Here is a 15,100-nt window from a genome sequence, read left to right as displayed (position 1 = left end):
GGCTTCACTTCTTCCTGCGAGGCAAAAAGCGCCTCTACGTCAGAAGCTCCATCCCCCTCCCATTCTGAACGAGCTGCTTACGCTTTTTATTTAATAACCAAATTCGGTTTTTTATTTAAGCTATGGCGGCCGTCTACGAAGCGTACTGTGCCTGATTTTGCACGCATAACAAGGGATTGTGTTGTTCCAACGCTACCTTTAAATTGAACGCCTCGTAATAGTTCTCCGTCTGTTACACCTGTTGCTGCAAAGATTGCATCGTCACCTTTTACTAAGTCTTCCATACGAAGGATACGATTGATATCTTCAATACCCATTCTTTTACAACGAGCTAGTTCAGCTTCGTTTTGAGGTAAGAGCTTCCCGTGAATTTCTCCACCTAAGCATTTTAATGCGACCGCAGCTAATACACCTTCAGGTGCTCCACCAGAACCGAATAGAATATCTACACCAGTACGGTCAAATGCTGTATTGATTGCTCCAGCTACATCTCCATCGTTAATTAATTTAATACGAGCACCAGCTTTACGAATTTCTTCGATAATTGCTTGATGACGTGGACGGTTTAAAACTGTCGCTACAACATCTTCGATATCTTTATTTTTCGCTTTCGCCACTGCACGTAAGTTGTCGATAATAGGTGCGTCAATATCAACTGCACCAACTGCTTCTGGACCAACCGCTATTTTATCCATGTACATGTCAGGAGCATGTAACAAATTGCCGTGATCTGCAATTGCAATAACAGCAAGCGCATTCCATCCGCCAGCTGCTACGATATTTGTCCCTTCTAAAGGATCAACTGCAACGTCTACGCGTGGTCCATATCCTGTACCCAACTTCTCTCCGATATATAGCATTGGCGCTTCATCCATTTCACCTTCGCCAATTACAACTGTACCTTTCATCGGAATTGTATCAAATACATCACGCATAGCTGATGTTGCTGCACCATCTGCCTCATCTTTTTTTCCGCGCCCCATCCAACGCGCTGATGATAATGCTGCAGCCTCTGTTACACGTACTAACTCCATAGATAAACTTCTTTCCACGATAATCCCTCTCCTTTAAGTCTTTATATTTCTGCCGTATTTTGTGAACCTTGTTTTTCTATAAAGTGTACTTCCGTTAGTAGTGATTCTTCGCTCCCCATTAACGGAAGTATCACCACCTTATCCCGATTGGTGAGGGTTAATAATCAGCGTGGGATAGCCCATACTGATTAAAGTTTCACTTTATGCATTCTTCATTTCTTCAATTTCTTGCTTTGTCATTTGTTCTCGCCAAATGTTTGCACCAAGCCCTTTAAGCTTGTCTACTATATTTTCGTAACCTCGATCAATATGATCAAGTCCCGTTACTTCTGTAATGCCATCTGCCATTAAACCCGCAATAACAAGGGATGCACCAGCTCGTAGGTCACTCGCTTTCACCTTCGCACCTTGCAATAAAACCGGTCCAGTCACAATTGCTGAACGGCCTTCTACTTTAATTTGCGCGTTCATACGGCGTAATTCATCAATATGCTTGAAACGTGCGCTGTAAATTGTATCAGTTACAACTCCTGTTCCATGCGCTTTTGTTAAAAGCGTTGTAAACGGCTGTTGTAAATCTGTTGGAAACCCTGGATATACAAGCGTTTTTACATCAACTACTTTTAACCTTCTATTGCCGTTCACTGTAATTTGGTCATCGTTCGTTTCAATTTGAACACCAGCTTCTCTTAGCTTCGCCGTAACGGATTCTAAATGCTGAGGAATAACATTATCAACTGTTACTTCTCCTCCTGATGCTGCTCCTAAAATCATATACGTACCAGCTTCAATACGGTCTGGAATAATAGTGTGGTGACAACCGTGCAGTGAATCCACACCATCAATTCGGATTACGTCTGTACCAGCACCTTTAATACGTGCTCCCATACTCGTTAACAATGTAGCTACATCAATAATCTCTGGTTCTTTCGCTGCATTTTCAATAACAGTTCTACCTTTCGCTCGTACAGCCGCTAGCATAATATTAATCGTAGCTCCTACACTAACAACATCTAAATAAATACGTGCCCCACGTAGTTCGTCTGCTCTTAAATAAATGGCACCTTGTTCATTTGTAACATATGCCCCTAACGCTTCAAACCCTTTAATATGCTGATCAATCGGTCGTGGCCCTAAATGACATCCACCTGGAAGCCCAATAACAGCTTTTTTAAAACGGCCAAGCATTGCACCCATTAAATAATAAGAGGCGCGCAATTTTTTCACTTTTCCATTTGGTAAAGGCATCGCAACCATGTTAGAAGGATCGACTACCATCTCTTCTTCCTGCCCATAAGTTACTTTCCCTCCAATTTCCTCTAGTAAGTCTCCTAACATTTTCACGTCCGAAATATTAGGAACACCGCCAATAGTTACTGGAGTATCTGCTAAAATTGTCGCTGGAATTAGTGCAACAGCACTGTTCTTTGCACCACTCACACGAATCGTTCCATTTAAAGCTCTTCCGCCTTCAATTAGCAACTTTTCCATATTGAGCTCCCTTCTTGTGAATGTATTTATCTTCTACTTCTTTATAAGAAGTAGAAGATTCCCCCTTAAGAATCTCAATCACTCTTTCCATCCTGAAACTCAATAAGTAGAAAACCATCACCTGTAGCTCCCCTGCTGTACAAATAGATGAAGATTAACTATTCATCGAATCAAATTACTCAATTCAGATACTTACCACATTTATTAATAGGACTATGCACATTATTTTCTATATTCGCAAACCAAAAATTCACTTTATAAAATCTTTAGACTTGTTCGCGCTTTCATTATACAACGAAAGGAAACCGTCTAAAAGACTAGACGGTTTCCAAAACGGAATTTTATTCTTACGCTTTACCGTTAGAACCGAACTCACGCATTTTACCAGCAACAGTTGCTTTGATAGCGTCGCGGCCAGGTCCAATATATTTACGAGGATCGTAAACTTCTTGGTCTTTGTTTAATGCTTCACGAACAGCTTTTGTAAACTCAATTTGGTTCTCAGTGTTTACGTTAATTTTTGAAGTACCTAAAGAAATAGCTTTTACGATATCAGCAGTTGGGATACCAGTACCACCGTGTAATACTAAAGGTACGCCAGTGAAGTCGCGAACTTGTTCCATTTCAGCGAATCCTAAGTTAGGCTCACCTTTGTAAGGACCGTGTACAGAACCTAAAGCTGGAGCTAGGCAATCGATACCTGTTGCTTCAACAAGGTGCTTACACTCTGCTGGATCAGCGTAAATTACGCCTTCAGCGATGATGTCGTCTTCTTGTCCGCCAACTGTTCCAAGCTCAGCTTCAACAGATACGTTACGAGCGTGTGCGTATTCTACCACTTTTTTAGTAGTTTCAACGTTTTCATCGAATGGGTGGTGAGAAGCGTCGATCATTACAGATGTGAAACCTGCATCAATTGCTTCTTTACATTTTTCGAAGCTTGAACCATGGTCAAGGTGAATCGCTACAGGAACAGAAATGTTCATTTCTTCGATTAAAGCTTTAACCATAGCTACAACTGTTTTGAAACCAGTCATATGACGAGCTGCACCCTCAGATACACCTAAGATTACAGGAGATTTTTCTTCTTCCGCAGCAGCTAAGATAGCTTGAGTCCACTCTAAGTTGTTCATGTTGAATTGACCAACTGCGTATTTTCCTTCTAGTGCTGTGTTTAGCATTTCTTTCATAGAAACTAAAGGCATGGTGAATCCTCCTAAAAAACGTTTTTTGTATCCGATAAATTCTTATCGCTGGTAGTATGACCAGAATAAGGTAAAATATGTATATTTACATACCGGACTTCTTTCTACACTCAATAGGATAACAACTTGTACTCAAAAACTCAACTGTATTCACCTGCTCAATAGTCCATGTAAACGCTTTTTTCCATATTTTTTATAAAAAATTCATTTTTTACGCCTCTACAGCAAGCTGATCTCTCACTGCTTGACGAATCTCATCAATATCAAACGGTTTAGCAAAGTGCATTAAAGCTCCTAAATCTTTCGCTTCTTGAATCATATCCAATTCTCCATAAGCAGTCATTAAAATCACTTTAATACTCTCATCAATTTCTTTTACATGTTTTAAAATCTCTATACCATCCATACCTGGGATTTTCATATCTAACACTACTAAATCCGGATTATCTTTTTTCACGATATCTAAAGCTTGAAATCCATTCGCTGCTTGGAACGTCTGATAACCTTCTTTTTGGAACACTTCATGCAATAAAACACGAATGCCATATTGATCATCAACGATTAAAATTTTCCCTTCCATAACTCCCAACCTTTCTGTGTAAGTACAAGATTTAAAGCTTCTTATATCTTATCGGTTTATTTTCGCTACTCTTTGCCAAATCCCTTCCTATTCTTTCTTATTTTACCGTTTCCTATTTTGTTATGCCACCCTACTATTTCCCCTTTCCAAAAAAAATAAGCTATAATGAGAACCAGCTAACACGAAAGAAAGGAGCAACAACATGTTAAAAATTTTCTCGACTCAATTAAGTGGATATTTCTCTCGAATTTCTCAAAAAGAGGAATTGAATATAGAAGATAGCGCTCGTCTACTTGCCCAGGCGTTAGTTGGCGACGGCTTCATTTACTTGCATGGTACAAACGAAATGGAAGGTATTTTTTCAGAAGCATTATTTGGCGCCGAACCAATGAAACAAGCAAAACGTTTAATAGAAAACGGTGAACCGGCGGCAGTGACTTCTGCGGACCGCGTACTTCTTATTAGTCGTTTTTCGACAGATGAAGAAATTATAAAAACCGCGAAAAAACTTCATGAAGAAGGCCAATCTATCGTTGGAATCTCGGCTATTCAAGAAGGTGTTGAATCACTGGAACAATATACAGATGTACATATTGATACAAAGCTGTTAAAAGGTCTTATTCCAGATGATGAAGGTAACCGCTATGGGTTCCCAAGTTTAATTATAGCTTTATTTGCTTATCACGGATTGAAATTTACAATTGATGAAATGTTAAACGAATATTAAAAAAAGCGCCCTATTTCAGGCGCTTTTTTTTATTACTTGCTCTCTTTATTCGTAATAGAAGCACTTACGAAGTCATGGAACAATGGTTGTGGACGGTTTGGACGAGATACAAGTTCTGGATGGAACTGTGCTGCCACGAACCAAGGGTGATCTTGTAATTCAATAATTTCCACTAGACGACCGTCTGGGCTTGTACCAGAGAATACAAATCCTGCTTTTTCCATATCTGGACGGAATTGATTGTTGAACTCATAACGATGACGATGACGCTCATATACAACCGGCTCATTGTAAGCATTGTAAGCATTTGTTTCTTCAGCAAGCTTACATGGATATAGACCAAGACGAAGTGTACCACCTAAATCTTCTACATCTTTTTGTTCTGGTAATAAATCGATAATTGCATAAGGTGTGTCAGGATTAATTTCAGAAGAGTTAGCTCCTTCTAATCCTAATACGTTACGTGCAAATTCGATTGATGCAAGTTGCATACCTAGGCAAATTCCTAAGAATGGAACTTTGTTTTCACGAGCATATTGAATTGCAACGATTTTACCTTCTACACCACGATCGCCGAAGCCACCTGGTACAAGGATACCATCTGTGTCGCCAACTAATTCTTTTACGTTCTCTGCTGTTACGTGCTCAGCATTTACCCATTTTACTTCTACATCTGTGTCGAATGAATAACCTGCATGACGAAGCGCTTCTACAACAGAAATGTATGCATCTTGAAGCTCTACGTATTTACCAACAAGAGCGATTTTTGTTTTCTTAGAAAGGTTACGTACTTTATTAACTAGCGCAGTCCAATCTGTCATATCTGCAGCTGGATTGTCTAACTTCAAGTGATCACAAACGATTTGGTCCATGTTTTGTTCTTGAAGAGATAATGGAACCGCATATAAAGTATCTGCATCGCGTGCTTCGATAACTGCTTTTGTATCGATGTCACAGAATAATGCAAGCTTGTCTTTCATGTCCTGAGAAACAGGTAGTTCTGTACGAACAACGATAATATTTGGTTGAATACCTAAGCTGCGAAGCTCTTTAACGCTATGTTGCGTTGGTTTTGTTTTCATTTCACCCGCTGCTTTTAAGTACGGGATTAACGTACAGTGAATGTACATTACATTGTCACGACCGATGTCGCTCTTAATTTGACGAATTGCTTCTAAGAATGGTAAAGACTCGATATCACCAACAGTTCCACCGATTTCTGTAATAACAACGTCGGCATTTGTTTCGCGACCAGAACGATATACACGTTCTTTAATTTCGTTAGTAATGTGAGGAATAACTTGAACTGTTCCTCCTAAATATTCACCACGACGCTCTTTTTGAAGAACTGAAGAGTAAATTTTACCTGTTGTTACGTTGCTGTATTTGTTTAAGTTGATGTCGATAAAACGCTCATAGTGACCTAGGTCTAAGTCCGTTTCTGCACCATCATCTGTTACGAATACCTCACCGTGTTGGTAGGGGCTCATAGTCCCTGGGTCTACGTTAATGTATGGATCAAACTTTTGAATAGTTACGTTTAAACCACGATTCTTTAAAAGTCTTCCAAGAGATGCTGCTGTAATACCTTTACCTAAAGACGATACTACACCGCCTGTTACAAAAATATACTTAGTCATGAAAATACTCCCTTCTACTTCGTTGTTATATAATCACCGTTGCAAAGCGCAACGTATGTAGATAACACTGTATCTATCTTATTGTTAGGCTCTTTTTATTTTCTAAACAAAAAACAAAAAAGAAAATTGCTCCCCTCATCACATAAAGTAATAAGTAGGGAGCAATTTTCTTTTATATTTACACTTTAAAAGTATTATCGTCTTTTTTTAAAGAGCCCAAAAATGATTCTACATGGACGATAATGAAAAGTCAAGAACTACCGCTCTTCCTCTTCTTCTTCTTCAGTTTCATCATACTCAAGTTCTTCTTCTGCGAAGTCTTCATTATCTTCTTCTAAATCATCAAGATCATCATCTTCATCGTCTGCGTCTTCGTCTTCAAGAACTTTGTCCAAATCTACTACATCTTCTTCTACTTCTTCTGCTTCTTCTTCTACATCATCTTCTTCAATGTAGTCGTCAAAACCGTCTTCTTCAACTTTGCGTTTCTTCTTCGGTTTTGGCTGAGGCAGAATTTCTTCATCAATTTGCTCATATGGGTACCAGCTACGTAGCCCCCAACGATTTTCTCCTAAATTAATGAAACGTCCATCGATGTTTAAATCTGTATAAAATTGTGCGAGTTTCGTATTAACTTGCCCTTGAGATAGTCCCAGCACTTGAGCGATTTCTTGAACCAACTCGTTGAATGTCGTTGCTTGTCTTTTATTCCCTAAAACACTATGTACAACTTCAATCATTGAACATTCTTTTAGCTCTTCTGGTGAATATTGCTTAAAACCCACTTATGCGGCACTTCCTTTCTTCAAATATAAGCTTATATATAACGGTCTGCTTAAAAAAATCCATACTATTCATTATAAACAAAAGTCGCACAAATATGCTACAAAAAAAACGGGAAACTTTTATCCCGCTATTTACGGGCAATAAAATTATAATTTGTCCATTCTTTATTTCGGAGACATATGTGCTCCTTGCAGTACATACCTAATTTGCATTTCTGTATATTCTTCGAGAGTATACAGTTTTTGCAGGGCCCAACGTCTAAATCCCCACATTTGTCCTTGTATGAAAATATTATGTGCAAGAAGCTGTATCTCCTTTTTATTTAGTGTAAATGTCCCATTTTCCGTACACTGCTCTAAAATATCCTCAAACATCCCGACCATTTGAAACTCTTTTTCTAATACATATGGGAGTGATTCTTTCGGTAAAAAACGTACCTCTTGATACATAATTAATACTTCTTCTTGCAATTCATCCATCACTTTAAAATAATTCATTATCGCTATCTTTAAGCTTTCTATACTTCCCTTCTCTGTACACACTACTTCCTCTAATCGCTCTTTTACATGTTCATAAATACTATCACAAACTAAATATAATACATCATCTTTTGTGCGAATATACTCATAAAGTGTTCCGATACTAAATCCAGCCGCTTTCGCAATTTCTCTCGTTGTTGTACGCGGGAATCCTTTTTGCTTAAACAGCTGCACCGCACCTTTAATCATTTGTTCACGTCTTAACGCAACTAATTTTTCATCTTTCACTGACGCATGTACATTATGTTTAACCATCCCTTCACCTCTCTCTATTATTTTTGGAAGTAAAAAGCGTAGGAAAATACCTACGCTTTCGTTCCTACTTCGTTAACATACGAGAAATTACAAGCCTTTGAATCTCTTGTGTTCCCTCATATATTTGTGTAATCTTTGCATCGCGCATATAACGCTCTACTGGATAATCTTTCGTATAACCATAACCACCAAATACTTGTACCGCTTCAGTCGTTACCTTCATCGCTGTATCACCTGCAAATACTTTTGACATCGCTGACTCTTTCCCATACGGAAGCCCTTCAGATTCAAGCCAAGCCGCTTGATATGTTAAAAGACGCGCTGCCTCTACATCCGTTGCCATATCCGCAAGTTTAAAGCCAATTCCTTGTTGCGCTGCAATTGGCTTCCCAAACTGATGACGTTCTCTTGCATATTCTACAGAAGCATCTAAAGCGGATTGTGCAATACCGACTGCTTGTGCCGCAATACCATTACGGCCGCCATCTAATGTCTGCATCGCAACTTTAAATCCTTGGCCCTCTTCCCCTAGTAAATTCTCTACAGGAATACGGCAGTCTTCAAATATAATTTCAGTTGTTGGCGAAGAACGAATCCCTAGCTTACTTTCCTTCTTCCCAACCGAAAATCCTAGCGTATCACTCTCCACAATAAATGCACTCGTGCCGCGCTGCTTCGAATCAGGATCTGTTAATGCAAAAACAACATAAATATCAGCAATACCGCCATTTGTAATAAAGATTTTCGAACCATTTAAAATGTAATGGTCTCCATCTCGTTTTGCAGTCGTCCTCATTCCACCAGCATCTGATCCAGAGCTTGGTTCTGTTAAGCCATATGCACCAATTTTCTTCCCTTCAGCCATTGGGCGCAAAAACTTTTGTTTTTGCTCTTCCGTTCCAAATTTAAAAATTGGCCATCCAGCAAGTGAAGTATGTGCAGACAACGTTACACCTGTAGAAGCACAAACGCGGGATAATTCTTCAACGGCAATTACATACGCCAAGTAATCGCTTCCAATTCCGCCGTATTCTTCAGGCCACGGAATACCGGTTAAACCAAGCTCTGCCATTTGATCAAATAAAGCGCGATCAAACCTTTCTTCCTCATCACGTTCAGCTGCTGTCGGTGCTACTTCATTCCTTGCAAAATCCCGAACCATTTTTCTTATCATTTCATGTTCTTCTGATAATTTAAAATGCATTCCCGTCTCCCCCTCTGCCTTTTTATAAAGCTCGACTAATTACAAGCTTTTGTATTTCGCTCGTTCCTTCGTATATTTGTGTGATCTTCGCATCACGGAAAAATCTTTCTACTGGATAATCTTTCGTATAACCATAACCACCAAATACTTGCACCGCTTCAATCGCAACTTCAACAGCCGTCTTAGAAGCAAATAATTTCGCAATAGAAGCCTCTTTACCGCATGGTAATCCTTGTGCTCTTAGCGATGCTGCTCTGTATACAAGTAATCGCGATGCTTCTACACTTGTTGCCATATCTGCAAGTTTGAATCCGAGTCCTTGCTGCGCCGCAATTGGCTTTCCGAATTGCTCACGCTCTTTCGCATAATCAATCGCACATGAAAGCGCCGCTTCCGCGATTCCTAATGCTTGCGCTCCGATTCCAATTCGCCCAACATCTAAATTCGCCATTGCCACCTTAAATCCTTGTCCTTCTTCGCCAAGTAAATTCTCGGCCGGCACTTTCATATCTTCAAACGTAAGTTGCACTGTACGAGAACCAAGAAGACCCATCTTATGCTCATCTTTTCCAATGATTAAGCCTGGTGTATCTTTCTCTACTATAAATGCTGAAATCCCGCTTTTCCCCGCATCTGGATTTGTAGACGCGAAGACGATATATGTACTTGCTTCACCACCATTTGTAATAAAGACTTTCGATCCATTAATGATGTAGTGATCGTCTTTCTTTACAGCTCTTGATTTCAAACTACCTGCATCTGATCCTGCATTCGGTTCTGTTAGAGCAAATGCGCCTAAATACTCACCAGTCGCCAATTTAGAAACATATTTCTGCTTCTGTTCTTCTGTTCCAAAGTATAAAATCGGATTCATTCCAACTGACGTATGTACAGCTAAAATTACACCAACCGTTGCACTTACCTTTGAAATTTCCTCAATTGCTAGAATGTAAGAAATAAAATCCATTTCTGCCCCGCCATATTTTGCAGGCACTGGAATACCCATTAGTCCAAGCTCACCCATCTTTTGCAAAATCTCTTTCGGGAACACCCCTTGTTCCATACTAGGAACAAAGGGAGCTATTTCCTTCTGTGCAAAATCTCGAACCATTTTCCTCATCATTTGTTGCTCTTCAGTAAAATGAAAATTCATGTACTTCGCCTCCGTTTGCTATATATCTTTTTAACAATCTGGTAAGACCACTACTTCAATAAAGGGAGGCCTTTATTCGTAAACGTAGAAACCACGACCCGTTTTACGTCCTAACCATCCTGCATTCACATACTTACGTAATAATGGACATGGGCGATATTTACTATCTCCTAATCCTTCATGCAACACTTCCATAATGTATAAACACGTATCTAAACCGATAAAGTCAGCTAACGTAAGTGGTCCCATCGGATGGTTCATACCGAGCTTCATTACGTCATCAATCGCTTCTTTCGTCGCTACTCCTTCGTATAACGTATAAATCGCTTCGTTAATCATCGGTAATAAAATACGGTTCGATACAAACCCTGGGAAATCATTTACTTCAACTGGCACTTTCCCGATTTTTTTCGTAATATCCTCAATCGTTTCGTACACTGCATCATCTGTAGCTAAACCACGAATAATTTCAACGAGTTTCATAACTGGAACCGGATTCATAAAGTGCATGCCGATTACTTTCTCAGGACGTTTCGTTACCGCTGCAATTTCCGTAATTGATAACGATGACGTATTCGTCGCTAAAATTGCGTGTTCTGGAGCGATTTCATCTAAATTCGCAAAAATTTTCTTTTTAATATCCATTTTTTCAACAGCTGCTTCAATAATAAGATCAGCTTCTTTGACACTATTTAAATCGAGCGTCCATGTAAGACGATTTAAAGTCGCATCTTTCTCTTCTTCCTTCATACGGCCTTTTTCTACTTGGCGGGCTAAATTTTTCGAAATAACAGCTAGCCCTCTATCTAATTGCTCTTGCTTTAAATCTTGCACTTTCACATCATAGCCTGCCATTGCACACACTTGTGCGATACCTGAACCCATTTGCCCTGCACCAATTACAACAATCTTTTGTACACTCATTTTTTCTTCCCCCTTAATTGTTAATAAACTATATATCTTCTAATCTTAATTAGTGAACTTCAATCATCACTGCATCACCTTGACCGCCACCGCTACAAATAGAAGCAATTCCAATTCCGCCGCCGCGCTGCTTCAGTGCATGGATAAGTGTAACGATAATACGTGCTCCGCTCGCTCCAATTGGATGCCCCATTGCTACAGCACCGCCATTTACATTCAATTTTTCCGGATCGATCCCTGCGATTTCTGTACTTGCAATTGCTACCGCTGCAAATGCCTCATTGATTTCAAATAGATCTATGTCTTCAATTGTCTTACCTGTCTTTTTCAGCAATTCATTAATTGCATAACCTGGTGTTCTTGGGAAATCCTTCGATTCTACCGCAATCGCCGTATGCGCCAAAATTGTCGCTAATGGTTTTCTTCCTTCTTGCTTCGCTCTGTCCTCGCTCATTAATACAAGTGCAGCACCGCCATCATTTAGTCCCGGAGCATTACCTGCTGTCACCGCTGACGTCTTATCAAATACAGGCTTTAATTTCGCTAATTTTTCAATCGTTGTATCCGCGCGTGGTGCCTCATCCTTAGCCACGACGATAGGATCGCCTTTTCTTTGCTGAATTGTTACTGGTACAATCTCCTCTTCAAAACGCCCTTCTTTATGTGCCGAAACCGCACGTTGATGGCTACGATATGCCCATTCATCTTGTGCTTCGCGAGAGATTCCATCTTCCTTCGCAACTTCTCCGCCATAAACACCCATGTGTATACCTGAAAATGCGCATGTTAAACCGTCTGCAACGTTTAAATCGATAACTTCGTTGTTACCCATTCTGTATCCCCATCTTGCCCCTCGTAAAATGTAAGGGCTGTTACTCATCGATTCCATTCCACCAGCTACAATCAGTGATTGATCACCAGTACGAATAATTTGATCTGCTAACGTAACTGCACGAAGCCCTGATGCACAAACTTTATTTACTGTTTCTGTCTGCACTTCCCAAGGAATGCCGGCCGCTCTTGCTGCTTGGCGTGATGGAATTTGTCCTTGTCCTCCTTGGATAACCGTTCCAAATATAACTTCTTCAACATCACTAGCGGAAACATTCGCCCTTTCAAGCGCTGCCTTAATTGCGATTCCTCCAAGCTCTGTTGCTTTCACGTCTTTTAAAGTTCCTCCAAATTTTCCAACCGGTGTTCTTGCAGCACTTAAAATAACTGTTTTACTCATGTTTCTTTCCCCCATTTCTTTTTTTAGCACCGAGCGCTCGCTCGGTATCCTTGCGCCTAGAAGAGGTGCAATTATTGCACCTCTTTCTAAATTTGAATGCATTCCTACAAACTACATTGCTTCTTTCTTCTGTCCGATAACTGAGCGTTCTAAAATCTCTGTTACGTCCAAAGTTTGAACTGTTTCTTCAACTTCTTTCGCTTTCGTGCCGTCACTAATCATCGTTAAGCAATACGGGCATCCTGTACCGATAATTGACGGCTGTACAGCTAGCGCTTGTTCTGTACGAGCAACGTTAATACGAGAACCTGTCGTTTCTTCCATCCACATTAGGCCGCCACCCGCACCACAGCACATTCCCGTTTCACGGTTACGCGCCATTTCTACAAGGTTTACACCTGGAATTGCTTTTAGAATATCGCGCGGTGCTTCGTATACTTCGTTGTATCTTCCTAAGTAACAGGAATCATGGTACGTAACTGTCTCTTCAATAGAATGGACAGGTTTTAAACGACCTTCCTTCACCCACTGGGCTAGTAATTCTGTATGATGATAGACTTCTGCCTGTAAGCCAAAGTCCGGGTACTCATTTTTAAAAGTGTTATAAGCATGAGGGTCAATCGTAACGATTTTCTTCACTCCTGCTTTTTCAAATTCTTCAATATTTTTAGTCGCCATTTCCTGGAATACAAATTCATTTCCAAGGCGGCGCGGTGTATCACCAGAGTTCTTTTCCTTATTACCAAGAATTGCGAATGAAATGCCTGCTTCGTTCATTAGCTTCGCAAATGATATCGCAATCTTCTGACTGCGATTGTCATACGAACCCATTGATCCAACCCAGAATAAGTATTCAAACTCTTCGCCAGCTTTTGATTTCTCCTTTACAGTTGGAACTGTTACTTCATCGTCACCTTGGCGCCATGTTTCACGCTCTTTACGGTTCAGTCCCCACGGATTACCTTGACGCTCAATGTTTGTCATTGCACGCTGCGCTTCCGCGTCCATTTTTCCTTCTGTTAAAACGAGATAGCGGCGTAAATCAATAATTTTGTCAACATGCTCATTCATAACTGGGCACTGGTCCTCACAGTTACGACACGTTGTACATGCCCAAATCTCTTCTTCTGTAATAACGTCTCCGATTAAACTTGGGTCGTACGCTAGCGCTGTAGCCGCTGATTCTTGTTGTCCTTTTCCAGCTGCCATCATCGCTAACTGATTTCCTTGTGTATTATTAAAAGCAACAACTGGAACCCACGGTGCTTTTGATGTTACCGCTGCTCCTTTATCAGTTAAATGATCACGAAGTTTTAAAATTAAATCCATCGGTGATAACATTTTCCCTGTTCCTGTTGCCGGACACATATTTGTACAACGACCACATTCGACGCAGGAATATAAGTCGATAAGTTGATTTTGTCTAAAGTCTTCAATTTTACCAACACCGAATGTTTCTTGCGTTTCATCTTCAAAATCGATTTTTTCAAGTTTTCCTGGATTTGAAAGACGACCAAAAAATACGTTAACTGGTCCAGCAATTAAATGCGCATGTTTTGATTGTGGTACATAAACTAAAAACGTTAACAAGATTAATAGATGCACCCACCAAGAGAAATAGAACACTGAAATGGCTACGGTTTCATTTATCCCTGAGAAAACGTAAGCGATTGCAGAAGCGATTGGTTCACTCCACGAAAGCTCTTCGCCGTGCCATATAATTCCCATCCCATTACCAAGTAGCACAGAAATCATTAAGCCACCAATAAAGATAAGAACAAGACCTGATTTGAAATTACGTTTTAAACGAACAAGCTTTTCAACATAGCGTCTATGAAAAGCCCAAAAGACTGCAATTAAAATAACGAGTGTGACAATTTCCTGGAAGAATGTAAATGCAGGGTATAGTGGTCCAAGTGGAAGATGCGATCCTGGTGCAAGTCCTTTCCAAACGAAGTCAATTGCTCCAAATTGGACAAGAATAAATCCGTAAAAGAACATAACGTGAATGATGCCGCTCTTTTTATCTTTCAGCAGCTTTTTCTGACCGAAAACATTGACCTTAAGAAGATCCCAACGCTCTTTAAAACGACGGTCAAATTCGATCTTTTTTCCTAATTGTATGTAGGCCATCCTTGTTCGTATAAGATATACAAACAAATACCCCGCATAAGCAATAACAGCAATGGCAGCCAGCCAATTAATGATTAGTAAGCTATTCATTTTATGCTACCCCTCTCTTTGTAAGCTCTCTTTCTTTTTTAGAATCTTCGAAAATATATAATTTTCTGAATTATATCCCCTGTTCCCATTATATAATGAGTGAGCATT

13 protein-coding genes are annotated in these 15,100 nt (G+C 39.9%); 1 reads left to right on the top strand and 12 read right to left on the bottom strand.

The genetic code is table 11. From position 1 onward, the window contains the following. Positions 1–86: 86 nt before the first annotated feature. From glpX to spo0F, 4 genes are all read right to left on the bottom strand, one after another. Positions 87–1,052 (bottom strand): class II fructose-bisphosphatase, encoded by a 966-nt coding sequence (gene glpX / locus ABH957_RS09925; protein WP_002016310.1) that lies wholly within the window; start codon positions 1,050–1,052, stop codon positions 87–89. 183 nt (positions 1,053–1,235) lie between these two features. Continuing rightward, a complete protein-coding gene (gene murA, locus ABH957_RS09920; RefSeq protein WP_002034893.1) occupies positions 1,236–2,525 on the bottom strand; it encodes a UDP-N-acetylglucosamine 1-carboxyvinyltransferase in 1,290 nt (429 codons plus the stop codon). 347 nt (positions 2,526–2,872) lie between these two features. Beyond that, positions 2,873–3,730, bottom strand: a complete 858-nt coding sequence (locus ABH957_RS09915; protein ID WP_002016312.1) for a class II fructose-bisphosphate aldolase — start codon at positions 3,728–3,730, stop codon at positions 2,873–2,875. A gap of 211 nt (positions 3,731–3,941) precedes the next feature. After that, a complete protein-coding gene (spo0F, locus tag ABH957_RS09910; protein ID WP_000398592.1) occupies positions 3,942–4,310 on the bottom strand; it encodes a sporulation initiation phosphotransferase Spo0F in 369 nt (122 codons plus the stop codon). A 202-nt stretch (positions 4,311–4,512) separates the two neighbouring features. Here spo0F and ABH957_RS09905 point away from each other — a divergent pair, with 202 nt between their 5' ends. Beyond that, positions 4,513–5,037: a DUF2529 domain-containing protein gene (locus tag ABH957_RS09905; RefSeq protein WP_404454780.1), complete on the top strand. Its 525-nt coding sequence runs from the start codon at positions 4,513–4,515 to the stop codon at positions 5,035–5,037. A gap of 32 nt (positions 5,038–5,069) precedes the next feature. On the opposite strand, the gene pyrG is transcribed toward ABH957_RS09905, so the two are convergent. From pyrG to ABH957_RS09865, 8 genes are all read right to left on the bottom strand, one after another. After that, the gene (gene pyrG, locus ABH957_RS09900; protein ID WP_002016314.1) at positions 5,070–6,677 is read right to left on the bottom strand and encodes a CTP synthase; all 1,608 of its coding nucleotides are present in this window, start codon (positions 6,675–6,677) and stop codon (positions 5,070–5,072) included. A gap of 257 nt (positions 6,678–6,934) precedes the next feature. Beyond that, positions 6,935–7,462, bottom strand: a complete 528-nt coding sequence (gene rpoE / locus ABH957_RS09895) for a DNA-directed RNA polymerase subunit delta (protein ID WP_002130074.1) — start codon at positions 7,460–7,462, stop codon at positions 6,935–6,937. Between the two features lie 165 nt (positions 7,463–7,627). Further along, on the bottom strand, positions 7,628–8,257 hold the full coding sequence (locus tag ABH957_RS09890) for a TetR/AcrR family transcriptional regulator (RefSeq protein WP_002034889.1): 630 nt from the start codon (positions 8,255–8,257) through the stop codon (positions 7,628–7,630). A gap of 64 nt (positions 8,258–8,321) precedes the next feature. Next, positions 8,322–9,461, bottom strand: coding sequence for an acyl-CoA dehydrogenase AcdA (gene acdA, locus ABH957_RS09885; protein WP_002016320.1), 1,140 nt, complete (start codon positions 9,459–9,461; stop codon positions 8,322–8,324). 22 nt (positions 9,462–9,483) lie between these two features. Further along, positions 9,484–10,614: an acyl-CoA dehydrogenase gene (locus tag ABH957_RS09880; protein WP_404511090.1), complete on the bottom strand. Its 1,131-nt coding sequence runs from the start codon at positions 10,612–10,614 to the stop codon at positions 9,484–9,486. A gap of 72 nt (positions 10,615–10,686) precedes the next feature. Next, positions 10,687–11,538, bottom strand: coding sequence for a 3-hydroxybutyryl-CoA dehydrogenase (locus ABH957_RS09875; protein ID WP_404511088.1), 852 nt, complete (start codon positions 11,536–11,538; stop codon positions 10,687–10,689). A 49-nt stretch (positions 11,539–11,587) separates the two neighbouring features. Next, positions 11,588–12,871 carry an acetyl-CoA C-acetyltransferase gene (locus tag ABH957_RS09870; RefSeq protein WP_078204707.1) on the bottom strand — a complete coding sequence of 428 codons (1,284 nt, stop codon included), beginning with the start codon at positions 12,869–12,871 and terminating at the stop codon, positions 11,588–11,590. 9 nt (positions 12,872–12,880) lie between these two features. Continuing rightward, positions 12,881–14,992, bottom strand: a complete 2,112-nt coding sequence (locus ABH957_RS09865) for a (Fe-S)-binding protein (protein ID WP_002144705.1) — start codon at positions 14,990–14,992, stop codon at positions 12,881–12,883. Positions 14,993–15,100: the final 108 nt, after the last annotated feature.

It is taken from the genome of Bacillus sp. RC242 (assembly GCF_044908245.1).
Classification (GTDB): Bacteria; Bacillota; Bacilli; order Bacillales; family Bacillaceae_G; genus Bacillus_A; species Bacillus_A mycoides.
Note: the sequence above shows the minus strand (reverse complement) of the source record. Positions and strands in the feature narration are given on the sequence as shown.

Excerpts from the sequence above, each read along its gene's own strand:
- murA (WP_002034893.1), bottom strand. The coding sequence starts at position 2,525 with ATGGAAAAGTTGCTAATTGAAGGCGGAAGAGCTTTAAATGGAACGATT.
- ABH957_RS09915 (WP_002016312.1), bottom strand. The coding sequence starts at position 3,730 with ATGCCTTTAGTTTCTATGAAAGAAATGCTAAACACAGCACTAGAAGGA.
- spo0F (WP_000398592.1), bottom strand. The coding sequence starts at position 4,310 with ATGGAAGGGAAAATTTTAATCGTTGATGATCAATATGGCATTCGTGTT.
- ABH957_RS09905 (WP_404454780.1), top strand. The coding sequence starts at position 4,513 with ATGTTAAAAATTTTCTCGACTCAATTAAGTGGATATTTCTCTCGAATT.
- pyrG (WP_002016314.1), bottom strand. The coding sequence starts at position 6,677 with ATGACTAAGTATATTTTTGTAACAGGCGGTGTAGTATCGTCTTTAGGT.
- ABH957_RS09890 (WP_002034889.1), bottom strand. The coding sequence starts at position 8,257 with ATGGTTAAACATAATGTACATGCGTCAGTGAAAGATGAAAAATTAGTT.
- acdA (WP_002016320.1), bottom strand. The coding sequence starts at position 9,461 with ATGCATTTTAAATTATCAGAAGAACATGAAATGATAAGAAAAATGGTT.
- ABH957_RS09880 (WP_404511090.1), bottom strand. The coding sequence starts at position 10,614 with ATGAATTTTCATTTTACTGAAGAGCAACAAATGATGAGGAAAATGGTT.
- ABH957_RS09875 (WP_404511088.1), bottom strand. The coding sequence starts at position 11,538 with ATGAGTGTACAAAAGATTGTTGTAATTGGTGCAGGGCAAATGGGTTCA.
- ABH957_RS09870 (WP_078204707.1), bottom strand. The coding sequence starts at position 12,871 with ATGCATTCAAATTTAGAAAGAGGTGCAATAATTGCACCTCTTCTAGGC.
- ABH957_RS09865 (WP_002144705.1), bottom strand. The coding sequence starts at position 14,992 with ATGAATAGCTTACTAATCATTAATTGGCTGGCTGCCATTGCTGTTATT.